Source organism: Staphylococcus xylosus (assembly GCF_002732165.1).
Classification (GTDB): domain Bacteria; phylum Bacillota; class Bacilli; order Staphylococcales; family Staphylococcaceae; genus Staphylococcus; species Staphylococcus xylosus.
In genome coordinates, this window is sequence record NZ_MRZO01000007.1 from 80,799 (window position 1) to 99,329 (window position 18,531).

The following is an 18,531-nucleotide window of genomic DNA, read 5'->3' on the forward strand; positions in this document are numbered from 1 at the left end:
TCATACTGTTTTATCACTTGACTAATACCTTATAGGGGTATACGATATGAGTGATATACGTAGGAGGTGTTGAGAAAGTGACAGAAATACAAAAAGCGCATCATTCAGACCAAATAAAATCAAATTTGAAATCAAGACTAAATAGAATAGAAGGGCAAGTGCGAGCAATAAACCGTATGGTAGATGAAGATGTTTATTGTGACGATGTACTTACTCAAATTAGAGCGACACGTTCTGCACTAAATAGCGTAGCAACTAAATTGTTGGATCATCATATGAAAAGTTGCATCATGGATAAAGTGGGAAAAGGTCAACAAGAAGAAGCAATGGAAGAATTATTAGTAACTTTTCAAAAATTAATGAAGGATTAGGCAAGGTGACAAAAGTGCAATCAAAAGTAATTTACGTCTCAGATATTAATTCAGAACGACAATATCAAATAAAACAACGATTAATGAATGTTATAGGTGTACATAATGTTGCTATAGATATTGACAAAGGAGAAATACTTGTCGATTTTGAAACACCTGCGAGTTTAAATAATTTGGAAAAAGAAATTTATGATCTTGGATATCAAATATTTTAATAAATTCAAAAATGAATTATATTACAATTTGAGTATGAATACCCTTTAATATAGATGTGAAATGTAAAAAACGAATAAAAACTAAAATTCAAATGGAATTTCACAATAAAAGTCACAATTTTTTGAAGTGATTTAAAAAAATTGAATATAATGTGGTATTTTTTATTTAAAAGGGGTAAGATATAATAGAAGCTAGAAATTTAGGGGTGATGATATGAATAAAGATAACGAAAAAATTCAAAACGTAGTTAAACTATTATCATCATTAGGGGTAAACATAAAGAAAACCAAATCACGATTAGAAGTTATGCATACTCTACCATCTACTGTGAAAACCGCTAACGAATTGAAATAGTCAAGTTACCCAATGAAGTGATTGGAGCCAATGGTTCTAGTCGCTTTTTTACTTTTCACTGTATGAAACAGGACTGATACAAAAATCAGTCCTGTTTTTTTGATATAAAATATTATGTTACTCTCTCTTATTGATATTTATTATATTTACACATAAAATAACACCCCTAAAAGATAGATTTTAGGGGTGTATACCAGTGTCTAAGGACATCAATTTTTTAATACCAATCTACCTCGATGTTCTGTTTTATATAGACGTAACATTGTATAACGAAGGTATTAATGATAATCAATTCTTTGATCGCGTTAGTTGCGTTGTTGTTGAGTATTGTTTGGGCTGGTGATAAGTAAACGATAATATAACTCCGATTCCACACATTAAGCTCCACAACGAACTACCACCGTAACTGATAAATGGCAACGGTATACCTGTTATTGGCAATAACTGAATTGTCATACCAATATTTTGTAATACGTGGAATAAAACAAGGGTTGCATAACCAATAATAAATAATTTACTGAAGGGTAATTCGAATTTCGTAGCAAGCCTAACTAAATGGAATATAAAGGCTAAGAAAACTAATATTAAAATAACAGAGCCAATAAATCCAAATTCTTCACCAATAACGGAAAAGATAAAGTCTGTATGATTTTCTGGAATATAAACTTCACCATGATTAAATCCCTTACCAACTAGTTGACCTGATCCAATGGCTTTAAGTGATTCAGTTAAATGATAACCGTCACCACTGCTGTATGTGTAAGGATCAAGCCAAGAATTAATACGTCCCATTTGATAAGTTTTGATACCGAAACTATTTTCAATTAGGGAAGGCTTGTAAATGATTGAAAGGATGATGCTTGATCCTAAGGCGATTCCTGCAATAAATACAGGTGCTAAAATCTTCCAAGAAATACCACTTACAACGATAACCCCTACTATTATTGCACAAAGTACTAACATCGTTCCTAAATCATTTTGTAATAAGATAAGACCCATTGGTATTACTGAAATGCCTGCAATTTTTAATAATAGTTTGAAATCAGTTTCTAATGATTTGTTAAAGGTAAATTGATTATGTCTAGAAACTAATTTTGCAAGTGCTAGTATGAGTACAATTTTCATGAATTCTGAAGGCTGTACACTTAGTGGTCCTAATTTATACCAACTTTTAGCCCCGTTAATAATAGGTGTGATAGGTGTTTCTGGAATAATAATGAGTATAAATAAGGCTGCACAAAGTAAAAAATACAACAAGTATGTATATTTCATTAATTTCTTAGGTGATACGAGCATAATTAAACATGCAATTAAACCACCTAACACATAATATAAAATCTGTCTTATGCTAAAGTTGGCACTGTATTGTCCGCCACCCATAGCTGAGTTAATAATTGTGACGCTAATTATTGCTAATAATACGAGGATACCTATTAAAACCCAGTCAATCCGCCGTATCCAATGGTTATTTTTTAATTGACGTGAAATTCTCATTTCTTACCCCTTTAAACTACTTAGATTTCTCAATATTTGTATTATACTTAGATTTTACCGAACTTTAGCATATTTTGCTAGAATGAGGGTGCATTATTTAGAAAATTATAATTATTATGATACTGTAAAACATTAAAAATATAGTCGAGATATCTTTAGAAAATAAATGCTTTTTATACTACTAAACAAATGCAAAAAATTATAAAATCGTGATATGATGTAGTTTAAGAATTGTATATGGAGGCTAAAATATGGCTAAAGAAAATGTATGTATCGTATACGGAGGAAAAAGTGCAGAACACGATGTTTCAATATTAACAGCACAAAATGTTTTAAATGCTATTGATAAAGCACAATATCAAGTAGACATTATTTACATAACAAATGATGGTGCGTGGAAAAAGAAAGAAAATATCGTAGACACTATAAATGATATAGACACTTTACGTTTAACAGAAGTTGAAGCAGGAGAAATTTCACAGTTGCTTAACGTAGGTAGTACTGGAAATCCTTATAGTGCAGTTTTCCCTGTATTGCATGGGCCAAATGGTGAGGATGGTACAATACAAGGTTTATTTGAAGTATTGGATATACCATATGTAGGGAATGGCGTTTTAGCTGCCTCAAGCTCAATGGATAAATTAGTAATGAAACAACTTTTTGCACATAGAGGCTTACCTCAATTGCCATATGTGAGTTTTTTAAGAAGTGAGTATCATAAATATGAAGGTAATATATTAAAATTGGTACATGATAAATTAGAATATCCAGTATTTGTTAAACCAGCTAACTTAGGATCAAGTGTAGGAATTAGTAAATGTAATAATGAAGAAGAATTAAAAGTTGGTATTGAAGAAGCATTTCAGTTTGACCGTAAGTTAGTTATTGAACAAGGTATTGATGCTAGAGAAATTGAAGTTGCTGTATTAGGCAATGATTATCCGGAAACAACTTGGCCCGGTGAAGTCGTTAAAGACGTCGCTTTCTATGATTACAAATCAAAATACAAAGATGGAAAGATTAGTTTAGAAATTCCAGCTGACTTAGATGAAGAAGTTCAAATGACTTTAAGAAATATGGCGATTGAAGCATTTAAAGCAACTGACTGTTCCGGCTTATTACGTGCCGATTTCTTTGTTACTGAAGATAATCAAATTTTTATAAATGAGACAAACGCTATGCCAGGATTTACTGCGTTTAGTATGTATCCTAGTCTTTGGGAAAATATGGGTGTATCTTATGCAGATTTAATTAAAAAATTAATTGAATTAGCTAAAGAAAAACACAATGATAAAAAGCAAAATAAATACAAAATTGATTGAGGCGGATAAATTATGATTGAGGTAACGTTAGAACAAATTCAAGAATGGATTCCTTGTGAAATTGATAATGAGTATATGGATCAAGCTATACAAGGTGTTTCTATTGATTCACGCGATATTAAAAGTCAAAACTTATTTATTCCGTTTAAAGGTGAACACGTTGATGGTCATAAATATGTAGCACAAGCATTAAAAGATGGTGCGGGTGCTTCATTTTATCAAAAAGGTACGCCGTTAGATGAAAATGTCGATGGCCCAATTATATGGGTTGAAGATACATTAACAGCTCTACAACAACTTGCAAAAGCTTATTTAGAGTTTGTGAATCCTCAAGTTATTGCAGTCACAGGATCAAATGGTAAAACTACTACTAAAGATATGATCGAAAGTGTACTAAAACCACAATTTAAAGTTAAGAAGACACAGGGCAATTATAATAATGAAATTGGTATGCCATTAACAATTTTAGAATTGGATATAGATACTGAAATATCAATTCTTGAAATGGGGATGTCAGGTTTTCATGAAATTGAATTTTTATCAAATTTGGCAGAACCTAATATTGCAGTAATAACTAATATTGGTGAGTCACATATGCAAGATTTAGGTTCTAGAGAAGGTATTGCGAGAGCTAAATCTGAAATTACAATAGGCCTAAAATCAGGTGGCTTGTTTATCTATGATGGTGACGAACCGTTATTAGAACCTTATGTAAATCAATTGTCTAATGTAGATTTAGTGAGTATAGGTAAAAATGCTACTAATTCACTTGTGAGTCAAATTGAGTCGATTAACGATGATGGTATTGCATTTACTATTAATGAAAAAGAACGATTTGAGCTTCCAATATTAGGTGAGCATAATATGAAAAATGCTTCGATTGCAATTGCAGTAGGCAAGAGAATGAATTTGAGTTACGACACAATTTTTAATAATTTACGTGAAGTACAATTGACTGGTATGAGAATGCAACAATATCATACTTCAGATAATTCGTTAGTAATCAATGATGCTTATAATGCAAGTCCTACAAGTATGAAAGCAGCTATAGATACCTTGACAGTGATGACTGGTAGAAAAATACTTGTATTAGGCGATGTATTAGAGTTAGGTCCTAATAGTCAAGTGATGCATGAACAGGTTGGAGAGTATTTAAATGGTAAAGACATTGATACCTTATTTACATTTGGTGAGGAATCACACTATATCAGTAATGTAGGTAAACAGTATGTAAATCATATGGAGCATTTTGAGGATAAGCAAAAGTTAATTGAAACTATAAAAACATATATACAACCAGAAGATAAAGTTTTAATAAAAGGTTCAAGAGGGATGAAATTAGAAGAAGTCGTTGAAGCATTAATCTAAGAAAACTGATATCAAATAGCAGTTGTGGTAGTGAAGGTTAATCCATACTATTAGGATTTTTGTTTTCAAATATGAGACATATCTAAATACACAAGACCGAGGCTTAAAATGTCTCGGTCTTTACTATGCTCTGACACATGGGATTATTGTATATTGCTAAATGAGATCAATATACAAAGATAAAATTGCTTTTATACTTTTAAGTCAATAATGCATTCTTAAAATTAAATATAGGAATTTATTATAATATTCTAAGGATGTAAAAAAGTTTAAATTAATATATTTAAGGCAAAAGGTAGTTGCACTTTCAAAGTATAATAATCTGACAATTAACCGAATAAAAAAATTAACAAAAATTTTTCATAAGTTAAAACACATGTTGGGAAATAAATTTAAACGCTTACAACCTATGTTTTACAAGGTTTATTGTGATTACAGTTACAATCAATACATATGATATAGCTTATTTAATCAAATTTGGTTTATTGCGATTATATACTTGAGGTGGTACTATAAAGAAGTTGAAGAAACTTAAGTGAACATATATGTATAGAAATACAGATAAATAAAGGAGAATTATATTGCAAAATTTTAAAGAATTAGGGATCTCAGATAAGATGGCAGAAACCCTACAATCCATGGGGTTCGATGAGGCCACTCCTATACAAAAAGAGAGTATCCCTCTTGCCTTAGAAGGCAAAGATGTTCTTGGTCAAGCACAGACTGGTACAGGTAAAACAGGTGCATTTGGTATTCCATTAATTGAAAAAGTGGCAGACCAAGAAGGCGTTCAATCATTAATCCTTGCACCAACAAGAGAATTAGCAATGCAAGTTGCTGAATCACTTAAATCATTTGCTAAAGGGCAAAATGTACAAGTAGTTACAGTATTTGGTGGTATGCCAATCGACCGTCAAATCAAAGCGCTTAAAAAAGGACCACAAATCGTAGTAGGTACACCAGGCCGAGTGATTGATCACTTAAACCGCCGTACATTAAAAACAACTGATATTCATACGTTAATTTTAGATGAAGCGGATGAAATGATGAACATGGGATTCATCGATGATATGAAATTTATCATGGATAAAATACCTGCTGAACAACGTCAAACTATGTTGTTCTCAGCAACTATGCCTAAAGCAATTCAAACATTAGTACAACAATTCATGAAATCACCTGTCATTGTTAAAACAATGAACAACGAAACTTCTGATCCACAAATCGAAGAATTTTATACTATTGTAAAAGAATTAGAAAAATTCGATACATTCACTAGCTTTTTAGATGTACATCAACCAGAATTAGCTATTGTATTTGGTCGTACAAAACGTCGTGTTGATGAGTTAACAAGTGCGTTAATTTCAAAAGGATACAAAGCTGAAGGTTTACATGGTGATATTACACAAGCAAAACGTTTAGAAGTATTGAAAAAATTCAAAAATGACCAATTAGACATTTTAGTTGCGACAGATGTTGCAGCAAGAGGATTAGATATTTCAGGCGTAAGTCATGTTTATAACTTCGATATTCCTCAAGATACTGAAAGTTATACACACAGAATTGGACGTACTGGTCGTGCTGGTAAAAAAGGCGTAGCGATTACATTTGTTAACCCAATTGAAATGGATTATATCCGTCAAATTGAACAAGCAAATAAACGTCAAATGACAGCTTTAAGACCACCACACCGTAAAGAAGTGCTTAAAGCTCGTGAAAATGACATCAAAGGTAAAGTTCAAAACTGGATGTCTAGAGACAGTGAACCTAGATTACAACGTATTGCTACTGAGTTAATTGAAGAATATAATGATGTGAATTTAGTTGCAGCATTATTACAAGAGTTAGTTGAATCTAATGATGATGTTGATGTTCAATTAACATTTGAAAAACCATTATCTCGCGGCAAAGGTCGTCAAGGCAAAGGTGGACCAAAACGTGGTGGTGGAAATCACAAACGTGGCGGTGGCAAATTCGACAACAAAAATCGTCGTTCAGGTAAAGGCGGATTCAACAACAAGAAGAAAAATGATAGACCTTCTTCAGACAGAAACAACAATAAGAAATCATCAATGAAAGGTCGCACATTTGCTGACCATAAAAAATAAATAATAATTTATCATATATGAAATTTAGGTTTAATCATCCCAATTATTTGGGGTGATTTTTTTGTTTTTAAACATAAATTATACATTGGTATTGCCATATAGTTTAATAGATATTTACGGCATTAGGGGAGTGAAGCGTGTAATAACCATATGTTATAATGAGTTGAAATCTCAATAGAGGAGTGTGCATATGTCGAGCGAACAACTATTTAAGAGAAGTCCTAGCCAAGCATTAACTTACTATTATATAAGTGAAGGACTATCATTTATAGTTAATATCATTATAGCAATCGTATTAATGTTTTTGTGGAGCCATTTCGATTGGTGGCATTTTATATTTTATTTAATTTGTGCATTTATCTTATTTGATATTGTGTATGCTGTCCTAAAACCTTGGATTACTTATCGGTATACGTATTTTAGAATTATGGAAAATTATATAGAAATTAAATTTGATTTCTTTTTTAAAACGCAAAAAATTGTTAAACTTGAACGTACTCAATTTACTGAACGAAAAAATAATCCCATCTTAAAGAAGCTTGGTTTGGCTAGAGTATCTTTAGTTACAGCAGGTCATCGGATGAGCTTTCCGTTATTATCGATTGAAGACTCAAAAGCATTTGAATCCATGACACTCGATTATTTGAGAGGGGCTGATTTTGATGTATAAACCTCAAAAACTTCATCCTATTTCATATTTAACAGGTATTATTGAAGCAATTAAGCAAAATATCTTTTTGATTATTATTTTTCTAGTGTTTAACATTAGAGATTTTGATTTCACTAATATTTATGCTTATATTTTTCCAGGTATCGTAAGTTTATTTTTTATTATTTCTTTTATAACTCAAGTTCTGAAAGTTTATAATACACGCTATTGGATAGAAAATGATCATTTTGTCTTAGCTACTGGCATATTTACCAAAGAAAGAAAAGAGTTAAATATCCGGCGTATTCAAACACTAGATACATCACAAGGTATTATCAATCAATTGGTTGGTGGTGTGAAATTACAAATCAAAACTCCGAGTGATGGTGTTGATTTAGATACAGTATCAAGATCACAAAGTGAAACGATACAACGAGCCTTGAGAGATAAGCAAAAAGATTTAATTAAAAATAGTGAAGAATCACAAACTGAGATGGAAGTCACGATAGAAGATGGCTATAATACTGAAGTGACCAATCAATCAATACACTTATATAAATTAAATTTTAAAGAATTACTATTTATGGCACTGACTAGCGGTGCTATAGGTGTTGCATTTGCTGCAGTATCACCTATTATTGGTAGTTTGTCGAACGTAATTCCGTGGAATTGGTTAACAGATGAATTTGCTCAAATATCAGAAGCAATTTTCGTGATCGTGCTTATGATGGTTGCAATGGTTGTAGCAATAAGTTATATAGTAGGGACACTTATCGTGATCATACGCAATTTTAATTATACTGTGACGCAAAATGAAAATCAGTTGAATATTAAATATGGTCTTTTTAATGTGAAAAGCATTACTGTTCCTACAGATACAGTGCAAGCAATTGTTGAAAAACAATCCTTTTTAAGAAAATTATTTGGCTATACATCGATTCATTTTGTAATTACGAGTGACATGAATAGCAATGATAAAGATGATGTGTCACTAGATGGTAATGTTATGATTCTTCCATTTATTAAACGAGATAAGGGCTATGCAATTATTAAAGATTTAATTCCTAGCATGTCGTTTGAAAAGGCAGAACAAGGTATGCCTTGGCGTGGTTTTCACAGACATTTTTGGAAAGAGTCAATGGTCCTTATCATTGTTGCTGCTATCATAAATTATTTTTGGGAGCCATGGGTATTCTTAATCGCCGGAATAATAATACTTCTATTAATCATACATAGTTATCTTGTTGTTAAGTATTCCGGTTTGAAACTACGAAATGATGAACTCGTAGTACGGAATGTAACTCTGTTTGGATTCAGAAACTCATATTTTAAGCATAATAAAATACTGGGGATGGAGATAAAGCGCAATCCGTTTCTTATTAAAAGTAATTTAGGGAATTTCGATTTTATTATTGCAAAAGCTGCGGGGAATGAAGTAATAGGTCTTGATTTTAATCCGCAGCAGCATGTACAAATGCTTAGGAATTGGTATTTGAGAGGTGAAAACGATGGAGAACTATAATAATATGCATGAATCGGGAAAGACCGTCATGCGTCTCTCTGCAATTATTACTGCTGTTATTTTTATAATAGTATTAACTATATTTAGCGTGGTCAACCACATATGGCTTGAATGGATTGATAAAGAACCCATGAAATGGATTTTATTTATTGGAGTAGGTATAGCGTTTATATACTTAATTTTAAACGTTATATTTATTCCTATCTATAGATATAAAATTTTCAAGTATAGTATAGATGACCACGTAGTTACAGTGAGAAATGGCCTGTGGTTTGTGTCAGTATTAAAAGTTCCGTTATTTAGAATACAAAATGTAGATACACATGAAGGGCTTTTAATGAGAAAATACAAATTAGCAAATTTAACATTATCTACTGCTGGTGGAAATATAAATATTAAGTTTATAAATAAAACAACTGCTACAAAGTTGAAACAACAAATTAAATACGTTAATAAAGACAAAAATCCGTCATACTAAATAATAATTATGTATTTATAAGTAAGAGGATAAAAGTTATTTGAAAATAAGGAGAAGCGCTATGATACACGGTGTTGGTGTTGACTTAATTGAGATTGATAGAATAAAGAAACTATATCAAAAGCAAGATAAACTTGTGGAACGTATTTTAACAGCAAATGAACAATATAAATTCAACAGTTTCCAAAATGAACAACGTAAAATAGAATTCCTAGCTGGACGCTTTGCATGTAAGGAAGCTTTTAGTAAAGCATTAGGTACAGGCATTGGTAAAAAAGTCGCTTTTAATGATATAGATTGTTTTAATGATAATAATGGCAAACCTTGCATCAATTACAGTGGTTTTAACGTCCATGTCAGTATTACGCACACAGAACACTATGCAATGAGCCAAGTTATTTTAGAAGTTGATTAATTTTTTTAGTTTATTCGGTATGTTTGATTTGGCTATAGTATCGTGAGTGTTATAAAATTAATTTAATATAAAAAAGATGTATATCATATAAGCATACAGGAGGTATAAATTTAATGTCTGATAAGTACTATAGATCGTCATACTTGAACATAGATTTAAATGCCATTGTTTCTAATTTTCAAGTCTTTCGAAAATTACATCCAAATAAAAAGGTTATCCCAGTAGTTAAAGCAAATGGCTATGGTTTAGGAAGTGTGCCTATTGCTAGACAACTTATGGAAAATGGTGCAGAGTTTTTTGCAGTGGCGACACTCGACGAAGCTATTGAGTTGAGAATGCATGGTATAGATGCCAAAATACTCGTGTTAGGAGTAATACCTTCATATAATATAAGTAAAGCTATTCAACATCGTGTTGCAATTACAGTACCTTCAAAGGATTGGTTGACTGATGCAATTCAAGAAATTCCAGAAACAAATGAAAAAGATATTTGGCTACATATTAAATTAGATACGGGTATGGGCAGATTAGGTATGAAAGACGTTGAAGAGTACAAAGAAGTTATATCGCTTATCCAATCACAAGAACATTTGATTTTTGAAGGAGTTTTTACACATTTTGCATGTGCAGATGAAGCTGGTGAATCAATGAATCAGCAACAAGCTCTATTTGAAGAAATAGTTAATCAAGCTGATAAACCGAAATATATACATTCTCAAAACTCAGCAGGTGCATTAATGAAAGATACACAGTTTTGTAATGCAGTTAGAGTTGGTATCTCACTATATGGTTATTATCCATCTCAATATGTTAAAACGAATGTTAAAGTGCATTTAAAACCTAGTGCGCAGTGGATTAGTGAGGTCGTTCAAACCAAAATACTACAAGCGGGAGAATCAGTAAGCTATGGTAGTGTATATACAGCTGATGCACCAATAAGAATAGGTATTATTCCAGTGGGGTATGCAGATGGTTTTCCAAGGATGATGAAAGGTTTTAACGTTAATGTAAATGGCATTCAATGTGAAATCATTGGAAAAGTATGTATGGATCAAATAATTATAAAAATTCCTGAAGATATACAAGCAGGTGATAAAGTCATTATTATGGATCATCATAGTGATAACCCACAATCTGCTGAAGCATTGGCACAACAGCAAAAAACAATCAATTACGAAGTTTTATGTAGGTTAAGTAGGAGATTACCAAGGATTTATCATGAGACTAAAGGCTTAGAAATTCACAATGAATTGCTAAAATAGTATAGTCACTGTGTGTAAAATTTGTTATTATATATCTAACAACAAATCTCGATATATTCTATTTTAGTCACCTGGAGGTCTCTATTCATGGCAAGTTTTAATCAAAGTAGAAATCATAGTATTGAACAACTTTTAAAAGAAGGCTATTCTCAAATGGCTGACTTAAATCTCTCCCTTGCAGCAGAAGCCTTTCCATTTGAATGTGAAGCTTGTGATTGCAATGAAGTTTACATTAGCTCTAAGAATAATAATGAATGATGAGAAGAGGAGACGTTTATTTAGCTGATTTATCACCAGTACAAGGGTCTGAACAAGGGGGAATTAGACCCGTCGTTATTATACAAAACGATACTGGTAACAAATATAGTCCTACAGTAATTGTAGCTGCAATTACTGGTAGGATTAATAAAGCTAAAATACCTACACATGTAGAGATAGAAAAAAGTAAATATAAACTTGATAAAGATTCTGTTATATTGTTAGAACAGATCAGAACTTTAGATAAAAATAGGCTAAAGGAAAAATTAACATATCTTTCTGAGAAAAAAATGAAAGAAGTTAATACTGCTATTGATATAAGTTTAGGATTACATAATATTAGGAATCATAAATCCTAGTTTTCAAGGGGTTAACTTAATAAGCAAAATAATAGCAAATGATAGGCATCGATTTGCTATAACATGTAACAACCATTTAATTGTCGAGTTAATTAAGTTTGCAAATTTTGAGTTTTATTATAGTGGTTGGATACCTTTACATAAGATGTCTAAGTGAGAAGCTTTAGGGTATCCTAAAGCTTTTTTAAATATTAAAGTAAAGGCTATTCTAGATAATAATTTAGTTTACAGCTATGCTTAAGCAATGGTTAGCATTTAAATACCCCGTTAAAAACATACATAAAGAACATATATATGTTACATCCAATGTATGCGATTTATATTTGCATTTTGAGGAGGATATACCGCGTGGAAGAATTCAAAAATCAATATAAAGCGCTAATTGACAAGAGTTTATATACTAAAGATTCGACCGAATTATTAAACGAGTGTAAGCGTTTTACTGAAGAAGTGATAAAAAAGGATTTATTACCTGAAGATATAGTGCAGATACATAAAGAATACATAAAAAATCACAGTTTAGATGAATCCCAAATTTTAAAAACATTTAACGTATTAAAAGAAATTGTTAAAGGATTTGGTTATAGCTATAGAGACTATAAACAATTAGTAGATCGCTTGCAATATCATGATAAAGAGATTGATTTAGCATCACGTTTACAACAAACTATGTTGAAAACAGATATACCTCAATTTGACAGTATACAAATCGGCGTGATTTCTGTCGCAGCACAAAAAGTAAGTGGTGATTACTTTAATCTCATTGACCATAAAGACGGAACGATGAGTTTTGCAGTAGCAGATGTCATTGGCAAAGGTATTCCCGCTGCATTAGCTATGAGTATGATAAAGTTTGGTATGGACTCATACGGACATTCTCAGCTACCAAGTGATGGCCTAAAAAGGTTGAATCGTGTGGTAGAAAAAAACGTTAACCAAAATATGTTTGTAACTATGTTTTATGGACTATATGAAGAATTGAATCACCTGTTATATTGTAGTTCAGCTGGTCATGAACCTGGCTATGTATATCGTGCAGAAACTGAGGAATTTGAAGAAATCACTGTACGAGGACGTGTCTTAGGTGTAAGTCAACAAACACGTTATAAACAGCAAGAAATTCCGATCTATTTAGATGATTTAATAATTATATTTACCGATGGAGTAACAGAAGTTAGAAATGAAGCTGGAGACTTTTTAGATAAACATCATCTATTAGATATGATTCACAAGTATAAACATATGCATCCTCAGGATATAGTGCAGCTTTTATATGAGGCGATTTTAAAGATACAGAATCCGGAAAAAAGAGATGACTTAACAATATTAATAATAAAAAGAGTGAATTAGTTTTTGATGTTTTAGATTTAAAATTTAACTTTAAGGGTATAAAAGTTATTAATGAGACTATAATTAGGAGTGTAATGTTATGAACCTTAATATTGAAACTGTGACTCATGATACTCATTATGAGGTGAAAGTTGGTGGGGAACTGGATGTTTATACGGTTCCTGAGTTAGAAGAAGTCTTAGTTCCAATGAGACAAGAAGGAACACATGATATATATGTAAACTTAGAAAATGTAAGCTATATGGATTCAACTGGTTTAGGTTTATTTGTAGGTACATTAAAAGCACTAAACCAGAATGACAAGGAATTATATATTCTAGGTGTTTCAGATCGAATAAATCGATTATTTGATATTACGGGATTAAAAGATTTGATGCATGTTAATGAAGGAACGGAGGTCGAATAACATGCAACATAAACAGGATTATATTGAAATGCGTTTGCCAGCCTCAGCAGAATATGTAAGTTTAATACGATTGACCTTATCAGGTGTGTTTTCACGTGCAGGTGCTTCGTATGATGATATAGAAGATGCCAAAATTGCTGTTAGTGAAGCAGTTACTAATGCAGTAAAACATGCATATAAAGATGACCCAAATGATGTAGGAATGATAAACCTTTGTTTTGAAATTTTTGATGACAAGATAAAGATCATAATTTCTGATCAAGGAGAAAGTTTTGATTATGAAGAAACGAAAGCACAATTAGGACCTTATAAAGAAAATGAAAACATCGATTTCTTAAGAGAAGGAGGTTTAGGTCTGTTTTTAATTGAATCATTAATGGATGAAGTTACAGTTGATAAAAAATCAGGAGTAACAATCAGCATGATAAAGTATATTAAAAAAGAGCAGGTGCGAAATAATGGCGAGAGAGTCGAAATCAGTTAATGATGTATCACCTGAACAAATTAACCAATGGATAACAGAGCATCAAATTAATGAAAATTCTGATGCTCAAGATAAACTTGTAAAGCATTATAGAAAGTTAATCGAATCGTTGGCATATAAATATTCTAAAGGTCAATCTCATCATGAAGACCTCGTTCAGGTCGGTATGGTTGGTTTAATCGGCGCAATTAACCGTTTTGACTTATCCTTTGATAGAAAGTTCGAAGCCTTTTTAGTACCAACTGTAATTGGTGAGATAAAACGTTATTTACGTGATAAAACATGGAGTGTTCATGTACCTAGAAGAATTAAAGAAATTGGACCACGTATTAAGAAAGTAACAGATGAATTAACAAACGAACTTGAGCGCTCACCTTCTATTACAGAAATTGCTGACAGACTTGAAGTGAATGAAGAAGATGTGTTAGAAGCAATGGAAATGGGTCAAAGCTATAATGCGTTAAGCGTTGATCATTCTATTGAAGCGGATAAAGATGGTTCAACAGTCACATTATTAGATATAATGGGACAACAAGATGACAATTATGATTTAACAGAAAAAAGGATGATATTAGAAAAAATATTGCCTATTTTAACGGAAAGAGAAAGACAAATTATTCAATGTACGTTTATCGAAGGTTTGAGTCAAAAAGAAACAGGAGAAAGAATTGGTTTGAGCCAAATGCATGTTTCAAGGTTACAAAGAACCGCGATTAAAAAACTTCAAGAAGCAGCGAATAAATAATAACTAAAAGCAAAAGGCAGAATCTCTAAATATAGAGGACTGCCTTTTTCGTTTGTAGAAATATATTTAAAATAATGTATTAATCAAATATGTTAAAATGTATAAGATAGACAAGAATAAATACATAATTGTGAGTGGAGGATTCTATGGATAGTAATTTAATACAATCTATAAGGGATAAATATAATTTTACGACTAAACAAATCAATGCAGTGTTAGCATTATTGGAAGATAAAAATACTGTACCTTTCATTGCTCGTTATAGAAAAGAACAAACTGGTGGTTTAGATGAAGTTGAAATTAAACAAATTGATGATGAATATCAATATATGGTTAACCTTCAAAAAAGAAAAGAAGAAGTTATACATAATATAGAAAATCAAGGTTTATTAACATTAGATTTAAAGAATGATATCTTGAAACAGACTAAACTTCAGCGTGTTGAAGATTTATATAGACCTTTTAAACAGAAAAAGAAAACAAGAGCTACAGAAGCAAAAAGAAAAGGCTTAGAACCATTCGCTCAATGGCTAAAACAATCGACGGTAGACATGTCGATTGAATTAAAAGCGCAACAATTTATTACAGAAGAGGTTCCGAGTGAAGAAGATGCAATTAAAGGTGCACAGGATATTATTGCAGAGTTAGTGTCAGATGAACCAAAATATAGAAGCAAAATTTTAAAAGACACACTTCAACACGGTAATATTGTTACTCAGAAGAAAAAGAATGCTGAAGATGAGAAAGAAATATTCTCGATGTATTATGATTATGCAGAGCCAGTCAAAAAGATTGCGAACCATCGTGTATTAGCTGTTAATCGCGGAGAGAAAGAAAAAGTACTAAGCGTAAAAGTGGAAATGGATACGCAGGGCATTGAAAACTTTATTTGCAAAAATGAAATAAATGATAAGCATGAAGGTACTTATATAATTGAAGATGCTATAAAAGATAGCTTGAAACGTTTAATCATGCCTTCTATTGAAAGAGAAATAAGAGCAGATTTAACAGAGAAGGCTGAAAATCATGCTATAGATGTGTTTAGTGAAAATTTAAGGAATTTATTGTTGCAGCCTCCAATGAAAGGGAAACAAATATTGGGTGTAGACCCAGCGTTTAGAACTGGGTGTAAACTTGCAGTGATTAACCAATTTGGAACTTTTGTTGCTAAGGGTGTGATGTATCCACATCCACCAGTTAATAAAAAAGATGATGCTGAAAAAATATTTGTACAATTTGTACAAGCATATGATGTTGAATTAATCGCTATAGGGAATGGAACAGCTAGTAGAGAAACGGAACAATTTGTTGCAACAATGATTCAAAATATAAACTGGATGTACAGTTTATTATTGTAAATGAAGCGGGTGCATCAGTGTATTCTGCATCAGAAGTGGCAAGAAGTGAGTTTCCTGAATTTCAAGTTGAAGAACGAAGCGCAGTTTCAATAGGGAGAAGAGTACAAGATCCACTAAGCGAACTCGTTAAAATAGACCCAAAATCTATTGGCGTTGGGCAGTATCAGCATGATGTAAATCAAAAATCTTTAGAAGGTGCGTTAACATTTGTAGTTGAAACGGCAGTTAACCAAGTAGGAGTCGATGTTAATACTGCTTCTCGTTCATTACTACAATATGTTTCTGGACTTACACCAACTATTGCCCAAAATATAATAGATTATAGAGAAGAAAATGGTGCAATAACGCATAATAAAGATATCGCTAAAGTAAAACGATTAGGTGCTAAGACATTTGAACAAAGTATTGGCTTTATGAGAATAGTGGATGGCAAAGAACCACTAGACAATACATCAATTCATCCTGAGAGTTATAATGTTACTTATCAATTATTAAAAGAAATTGGGATGACTTCAAAAGATTTGGGCTCAGAGCAACTTAAGTTAGCGCTAAATCATGTGGATATTGAAGTGATTGCTGAAAAACTCAATGTTGGACAACCAACATTAGAAGATATAATAAAATCTTTAATTACACCTAATAGAGACCCTAGGGATGAATTTGAAACTCCGATGTTAAAATCAGATGTACTTTCTATTGAAGATTTATCTAAAAATATGAAACTTCATGGTACTGTGAGAAATGTCGTGGATTTTGGAGCGTTTGTAGACATTGGTGTAAAACAAGATGGTTTAGTACATGTATCGAAATTGTCTAAGAAGTTTGTTAAAAACCCAATGGATATTGTAAGTGTGGGAGATATTGTAGATGTATGGATTTTAGATATTGATGAGAAAAAAGGAAAAGTATCATTGACGATGATAGATCCAAATGGATAATAATGATTTACAATATTTAACAGAAAAAATATCATCAACGTATTTTGACCGAGAATTTAAACATAAAGCATATTTTAACAATAGATTAAAAACTACTGGTGGACGTTATTTATTAATTTCGCATAATATTGAAGTAAATGAAAAGCAATTTATAAAATATGGAGAATCTGCAATTATAGATATTATAAAACATGAATTATGCCACTATCATTTACACATTCAAGGTAAGGGTTACAAACACAAGGACTCAGATTTTAAGTGTTTAAGTAAACAAACAGGGGCACCAAGATTTTGTACACCTCTCGAAAAATATGAAGAACGAGCGAATTACATTTATAAATGTAATAAATGCAAAGTTGAGTTTCCGAGAATAAGGAAAGTAAACACAAATAAAATGGTCTGTGGTAAATGTAGAGGCAAATTAATTCAAGTACAGAAATAGAATATTGAGATGAAAGAATGAGTCTTAACCATATGTTAAGACTCATTTTGTACGTAAAAGAGACTAAAAATGCTAATTATCAAAGAAATAAATGAGTATTTTAACTATATAAGTAAATTATAATTGACTAGATTGTTATTTTACTCATTTTAGTTTTTGTTTTATATTGACGTTGGGACATATATGTTATAAGATAATAAACGTTGAAAAATTAATAACTACTTCTGTTAAGAAAACATTAACTTCATTAAATTGAATTTAAAAAGTTGTTGACAAAATGTTAAATACATATTATAATAGTATACGTTACTTAATAGAGATCAAAAGAAAAACCGTTTTGCTAAGCGGCCGTGGCGGAACGGCAGACGCGCTAGGTTGAGGGCCTAGTGGGAGTATTCCCGTGGAGGTTCAAATCCTCTCGGCCGCATCAAATACCTTAATTTAATAAGCGGGTGTAGTTTAATGGCAAAACCTCAGCCTTCCAAGCTGATGTTGTGGGTTCGATTCCCATCACCCGCTCCAAATAGAAATTTAATGAACATTGAAAACTGAATTGCAATATGTCAACGTTAATTCCGAACGCAACATTAAATTGTTGGTTCAAAACAAGTGTTAGAGATAACACAAATTAG

At 31.7% G+C, this 18,531-nt stretch carries 19 protein-coding genes, 2 tRNA genes and 1 pseudogene; 21 read left to right on the plus strand and 1 reads right to left on the minus strand.

Annotated features, from left to right (window positions below; genetic code table 11):
* Positions 1–77: 77 nt before the first annotated feature.
* The 3 genes from csoR to BTM19_RS11020 all read left to right on the plus strand — a co-directional run bounded on the left by csoR (position 78) and on the right by BTM19_RS11020 (position 941).
* Complete coding sequence (gene csoR, locus BTM19_RS11010) at positions 78–371, plus strand: copper-sensing transcriptional repressor CsoR (protein ID WP_069796648.1); 294 nt, start codon at positions 78–80, stop codon at positions 369–371.
* A 5-nt stretch (positions 372–376) separates the two neighbouring features.
* Positions 377–586: a putative copper chaperone CsoZ gene (csoZ, locus tag BTM19_RS11015; protein ID WP_306810357.1), complete on the plus strand. Its 210-nt coding sequence runs from the start codon at positions 377–379 to the stop codon at positions 584–586.
* A 214-nt stretch (positions 587–800) separates the two neighbouring features.
* Complete coding sequence (locus BTM19_RS11020; RefSeq protein ID WP_099265859.1) at positions 801–941, plus strand: Lmo0850 family protein; 141 nt, start codon at positions 801–803, stop codon at positions 939–941.
* Positions 942–1,229: 288 nt separating this feature from the next.
* Here the strand turns inward: BTM19_RS11020 and BTM19_RS11025 are convergent, their stop codons facing one another.
* A complete protein-coding gene (locus BTM19_RS11025) occupies positions 1,230–2,435 on the minus strand; it encodes an FtsW/RodA/SpoVE family cell cycle protein (RefSeq protein WP_058625514.1) in 1,206 nt (401 codons plus the stop codon).
* A 251-nt stretch (positions 2,436–2,686) separates the two neighbouring features.
* Between BTM19_RS11025 and BTM19_RS11030 the strand changes: the two genes are divergently transcribed.
* The 18 genes and pseudogenes from BTM19_RS11030 to BTM19_RS11115 all read left to right on the plus strand — a co-directional run bounded on the left by BTM19_RS11030 (position 2,687) and on the right by BTM19_RS11115 (position 18,421).
* Positions 2,687–3,757 (plus strand): D-alanine--D-alanine ligase, encoded by a 1,071-nt coding sequence (locus BTM19_RS11030; protein ID WP_038678888.1) that lies wholly within the window; start codon positions 2,687–2,689, stop codon positions 3,755–3,757.
* A gap of 12 nt (positions 3,758–3,769) precedes the next feature.
* Positions 3,770–5,125, plus strand: coding sequence for a UDP-N-acetylmuramoyl-tripeptide--D-alanyl-D-alanine ligase (locus BTM19_RS11035; RefSeq protein WP_099265860.1), 1,356 nt, complete (start codon positions 3,770–3,772; stop codon positions 5,123–5,125).
* A 581-nt stretch (positions 5,126–5,706) separates the two neighbouring features.
* Positions 5,707–7,233, plus strand: coding sequence for a degradosome RNA helicase CshA (gene cshA / locus BTM19_RS11040; RefSeq protein WP_029377962.1), 1,527 nt, complete (start codon positions 5,707–5,709; stop codon positions 7,231–7,233).
* A gap of 190 nt (positions 7,234–7,423) precedes the next feature.
* Complete coding sequence (locus BTM19_RS11045) at positions 7,424–7,903, plus strand: PH domain-containing protein (RefSeq protein WP_099265861.1); 480 nt, start codon at positions 7,424–7,426, stop codon at positions 7,901–7,903.
* Positions 7,896–9,404, plus strand: coding sequence for a PH domain-containing protein (locus tag BTM19_RS11050; RefSeq protein WP_058625515.1), 1,509 nt, complete (start codon positions 7,896–7,898; stop codon positions 9,402–9,404). The genes BTM19_RS11045 and BTM19_RS11050 overlap by 8 nt, the downstream gene beginning before the upstream one ends.
* Positions 9,391–9,882, plus strand: coding sequence for a PH domain-containing protein (locus BTM19_RS11055; RefSeq protein WP_029377959.1), 492 nt, complete (start codon positions 9,391–9,393; stop codon positions 9,880–9,882). Before BTM19_RS11050 ends, BTM19_RS11055 begins: the two co-directional genes overlap by 14 nt.
* Positions 9,883–9,943: 61 nt before the next feature.
* Positions 9,944–10,297 carry a holo-ACP synthase gene (gene acpS / locus BTM19_RS11060; RefSeq protein ID WP_029377958.1) on the plus strand — a complete coding sequence of 118 codons (354 nt, stop codon included), beginning with the start codon at positions 9,944–9,946 and terminating at the stop codon, positions 10,295–10,297.
* Positions 10,298–10,410: 113 nt separating this feature from the next.
* Positions 10,411–11,559 carry an alanine racemase gene (gene alr, locus BTM19_RS11065; protein ID WP_058625516.1) on the plus strand — a complete coding sequence of 383 codons (1,149 nt, stop codon included), beginning with the start codon at positions 10,411–10,413 and terminating at the stop codon, positions 11,557–11,559.
* Between the two features lie 87 nt (positions 11,560–11,646).
* Entirely contained in the window at positions 11,647–11,817 is a 171-nt protein-coding gene (gene mazE / locus BTM19_RS11070) for a type II toxin-antitoxin system antitoxin MazE (protein ID WP_017722121.1), read from the plus strand.
* Positions 11,814–12,176, plus strand: a complete 363-nt coding sequence (locus BTM19_RS11075) for a type II toxin-antitoxin system PemK/MazF family toxin (protein WP_029377956.1) — start codon at positions 11,814–11,816, stop codon at positions 12,174–12,176. The genes mazE and BTM19_RS11075 overlap by 4 nt, the downstream gene beginning before the upstream one ends.
* Before the next feature lie 348 nt (positions 12,177–12,524).
* On the plus strand, positions 12,525–13,526 hold the full coding sequence (locus BTM19_RS11080) for a SpoIIE family protein phosphatase (RefSeq protein ID WP_099265862.1): 1,002 nt from the start codon (positions 12,525–12,527) through the stop codon (positions 13,524–13,526).
* 79 nt (positions 13,527–13,605) lie between these two features.
* Positions 13,606–13,932 carry an anti-sigma factor antagonist gene (locus tag BTM19_RS11085; RefSeq protein ID WP_029377954.1) on the plus strand — a complete coding sequence of 109 codons (327 nt, stop codon included), beginning with the start codon at positions 13,606–13,608 and terminating at the stop codon, positions 13,930–13,932.
* 1 nt (position 13,933) lies between these two features.
* Entirely contained in the window at positions 13,934–14,416 is a 483-nt protein-coding gene (rsbW, locus tag BTM19_RS11090; protein ID WP_029377953.1) for an anti-sigma B factor RsbW, read from the plus strand.
* Positions 14,391–15,161: an RNA polymerase sigma factor SigB gene (sigB, locus tag BTM19_RS11095; RefSeq protein WP_038678880.1), complete on the plus strand. Its 771-nt coding sequence runs from the start codon at positions 14,391–14,393 to the stop codon at positions 15,159–15,161. Before rsbW ends, sigB begins: the two co-directional genes overlap by 26 nt.
* Positions 15,162–15,307: 146 nt before the next feature.
* Positions 15,308–17,457, plus strand: a pseudogene (locus BTM19_RS11100) (Tex family protein).
* A complete protein-coding gene (locus tag BTM19_RS11105) occupies positions 17,450–17,899 on the plus strand; it encodes a SprT family protein (RefSeq protein WP_038678875.1) in 450 nt (149 codons plus the stop codon). Before BTM19_RS11100 ends, BTM19_RS11105 begins: the two are co-directional and overlap by 8 nt.
* Positions 17,900–18,243: 344 nt before the next feature.
* Positions 18,244–18,326: transfer RNA gene (locus tag BTM19_RS11110), tRNA-Leu, on the plus strand.
* A gap of 21 nt (positions 18,327–18,347) precedes the next feature.
* Positions 18,348–18,421 (plus strand) — tRNA-Gly (locus tag BTM19_RS11115).
* Positions 18,422–18,531: the final 110 nt, after the last annotated feature.

Coding starts and splice junctions, on each gene's coding strand:
- BTM19_RS11020 (WP_099265859.1), top strand. CDS start 801: ATGAATAAAGATAACGAAAAAATTCAAAACGTAGTTAAACTATTATCA.
- BTM19_RS11025 (WP_058625514.1), bottom strand. CDS start 2,435: ATGAGAATTTCACGTCAATTAAAAAATAACCATTGGATACGGCGGATT.
- BTM19_RS11030 (WP_038678888.1), top strand. CDS start 2,687: ATGGCTAAAGAAAATGTATGTATCGTATACGGAGGAAAAAGTGCAGAA.
- BTM19_RS11035 (WP_099265860.1), top strand. CDS start 3,770: ATGATTGAGGTAACGTTAGAACAAATTCAAGAATGGATTCCTTGTGAA.
- BTM19_RS11045 (WP_099265861.1), top strand. CDS start 7,424: ATGTCGAGCGAACAACTATTTAAGAGAAGTCCTAGCCAAGCATTAACT.
- BTM19_RS11050 (WP_058625515.1), top strand. CDS start 7,896: ATGTATAAACCTCAAAAACTTCATCCTATTTCATATTTAACAGGTATT.
- BTM19_RS11055 (WP_029377959.1), top strand. CDS start 9,391: ATGGAGAACTATAATAATATGCATGAATCGGGAAAGACCGTCATGCGT.
- acpS (WP_029377958.1), top strand. CDS start 9,944: ATGATACACGGTGTTGGTGTTGACTTAATTGAGATTGATAGAATAAAG.
- alr (WP_058625516.1), top strand. CDS start 10,411: ATGTCTGATAAGTACTATAGATCGTCATACTTGAACATAGATTTAAAT.
- mazE (WP_017722121.1), top strand. CDS start 11,647: ATGGCAAGTTTTAATCAAAGTAGAAATCATAGTATTGAACAACTTTTA.
- BTM19_RS11075 (WP_029377956.1), top strand. CDS start 11,814: ATGATGAGAAGAGGAGACGTTTATTTAGCTGATTTATCACCAGTACAA.
- BTM19_RS11085 (WP_029377954.1), top strand. CDS start 13,606: ATGAACCTTAATATTGAAACTGTGACTCATGATACTCATTATGAGGTG.
- rsbW (WP_029377953.1), top strand. CDS start 13,934: ATGCAACATAAACAGGATTATATTGAAATGCGTTTGCCAGCCTCAGCA.
- sigB (WP_038678880.1), top strand. CDS start 14,391: ATGGCGAGAGAGTCGAAATCAGTTAATGATGTATCACCTGAACAAATT.
- BTM19_RS11105 (WP_038678875.1), top strand. CDS start 17,450: ATGGATAATAATGATTTACAATATTTAACAGAAAAAATATCATCAACG.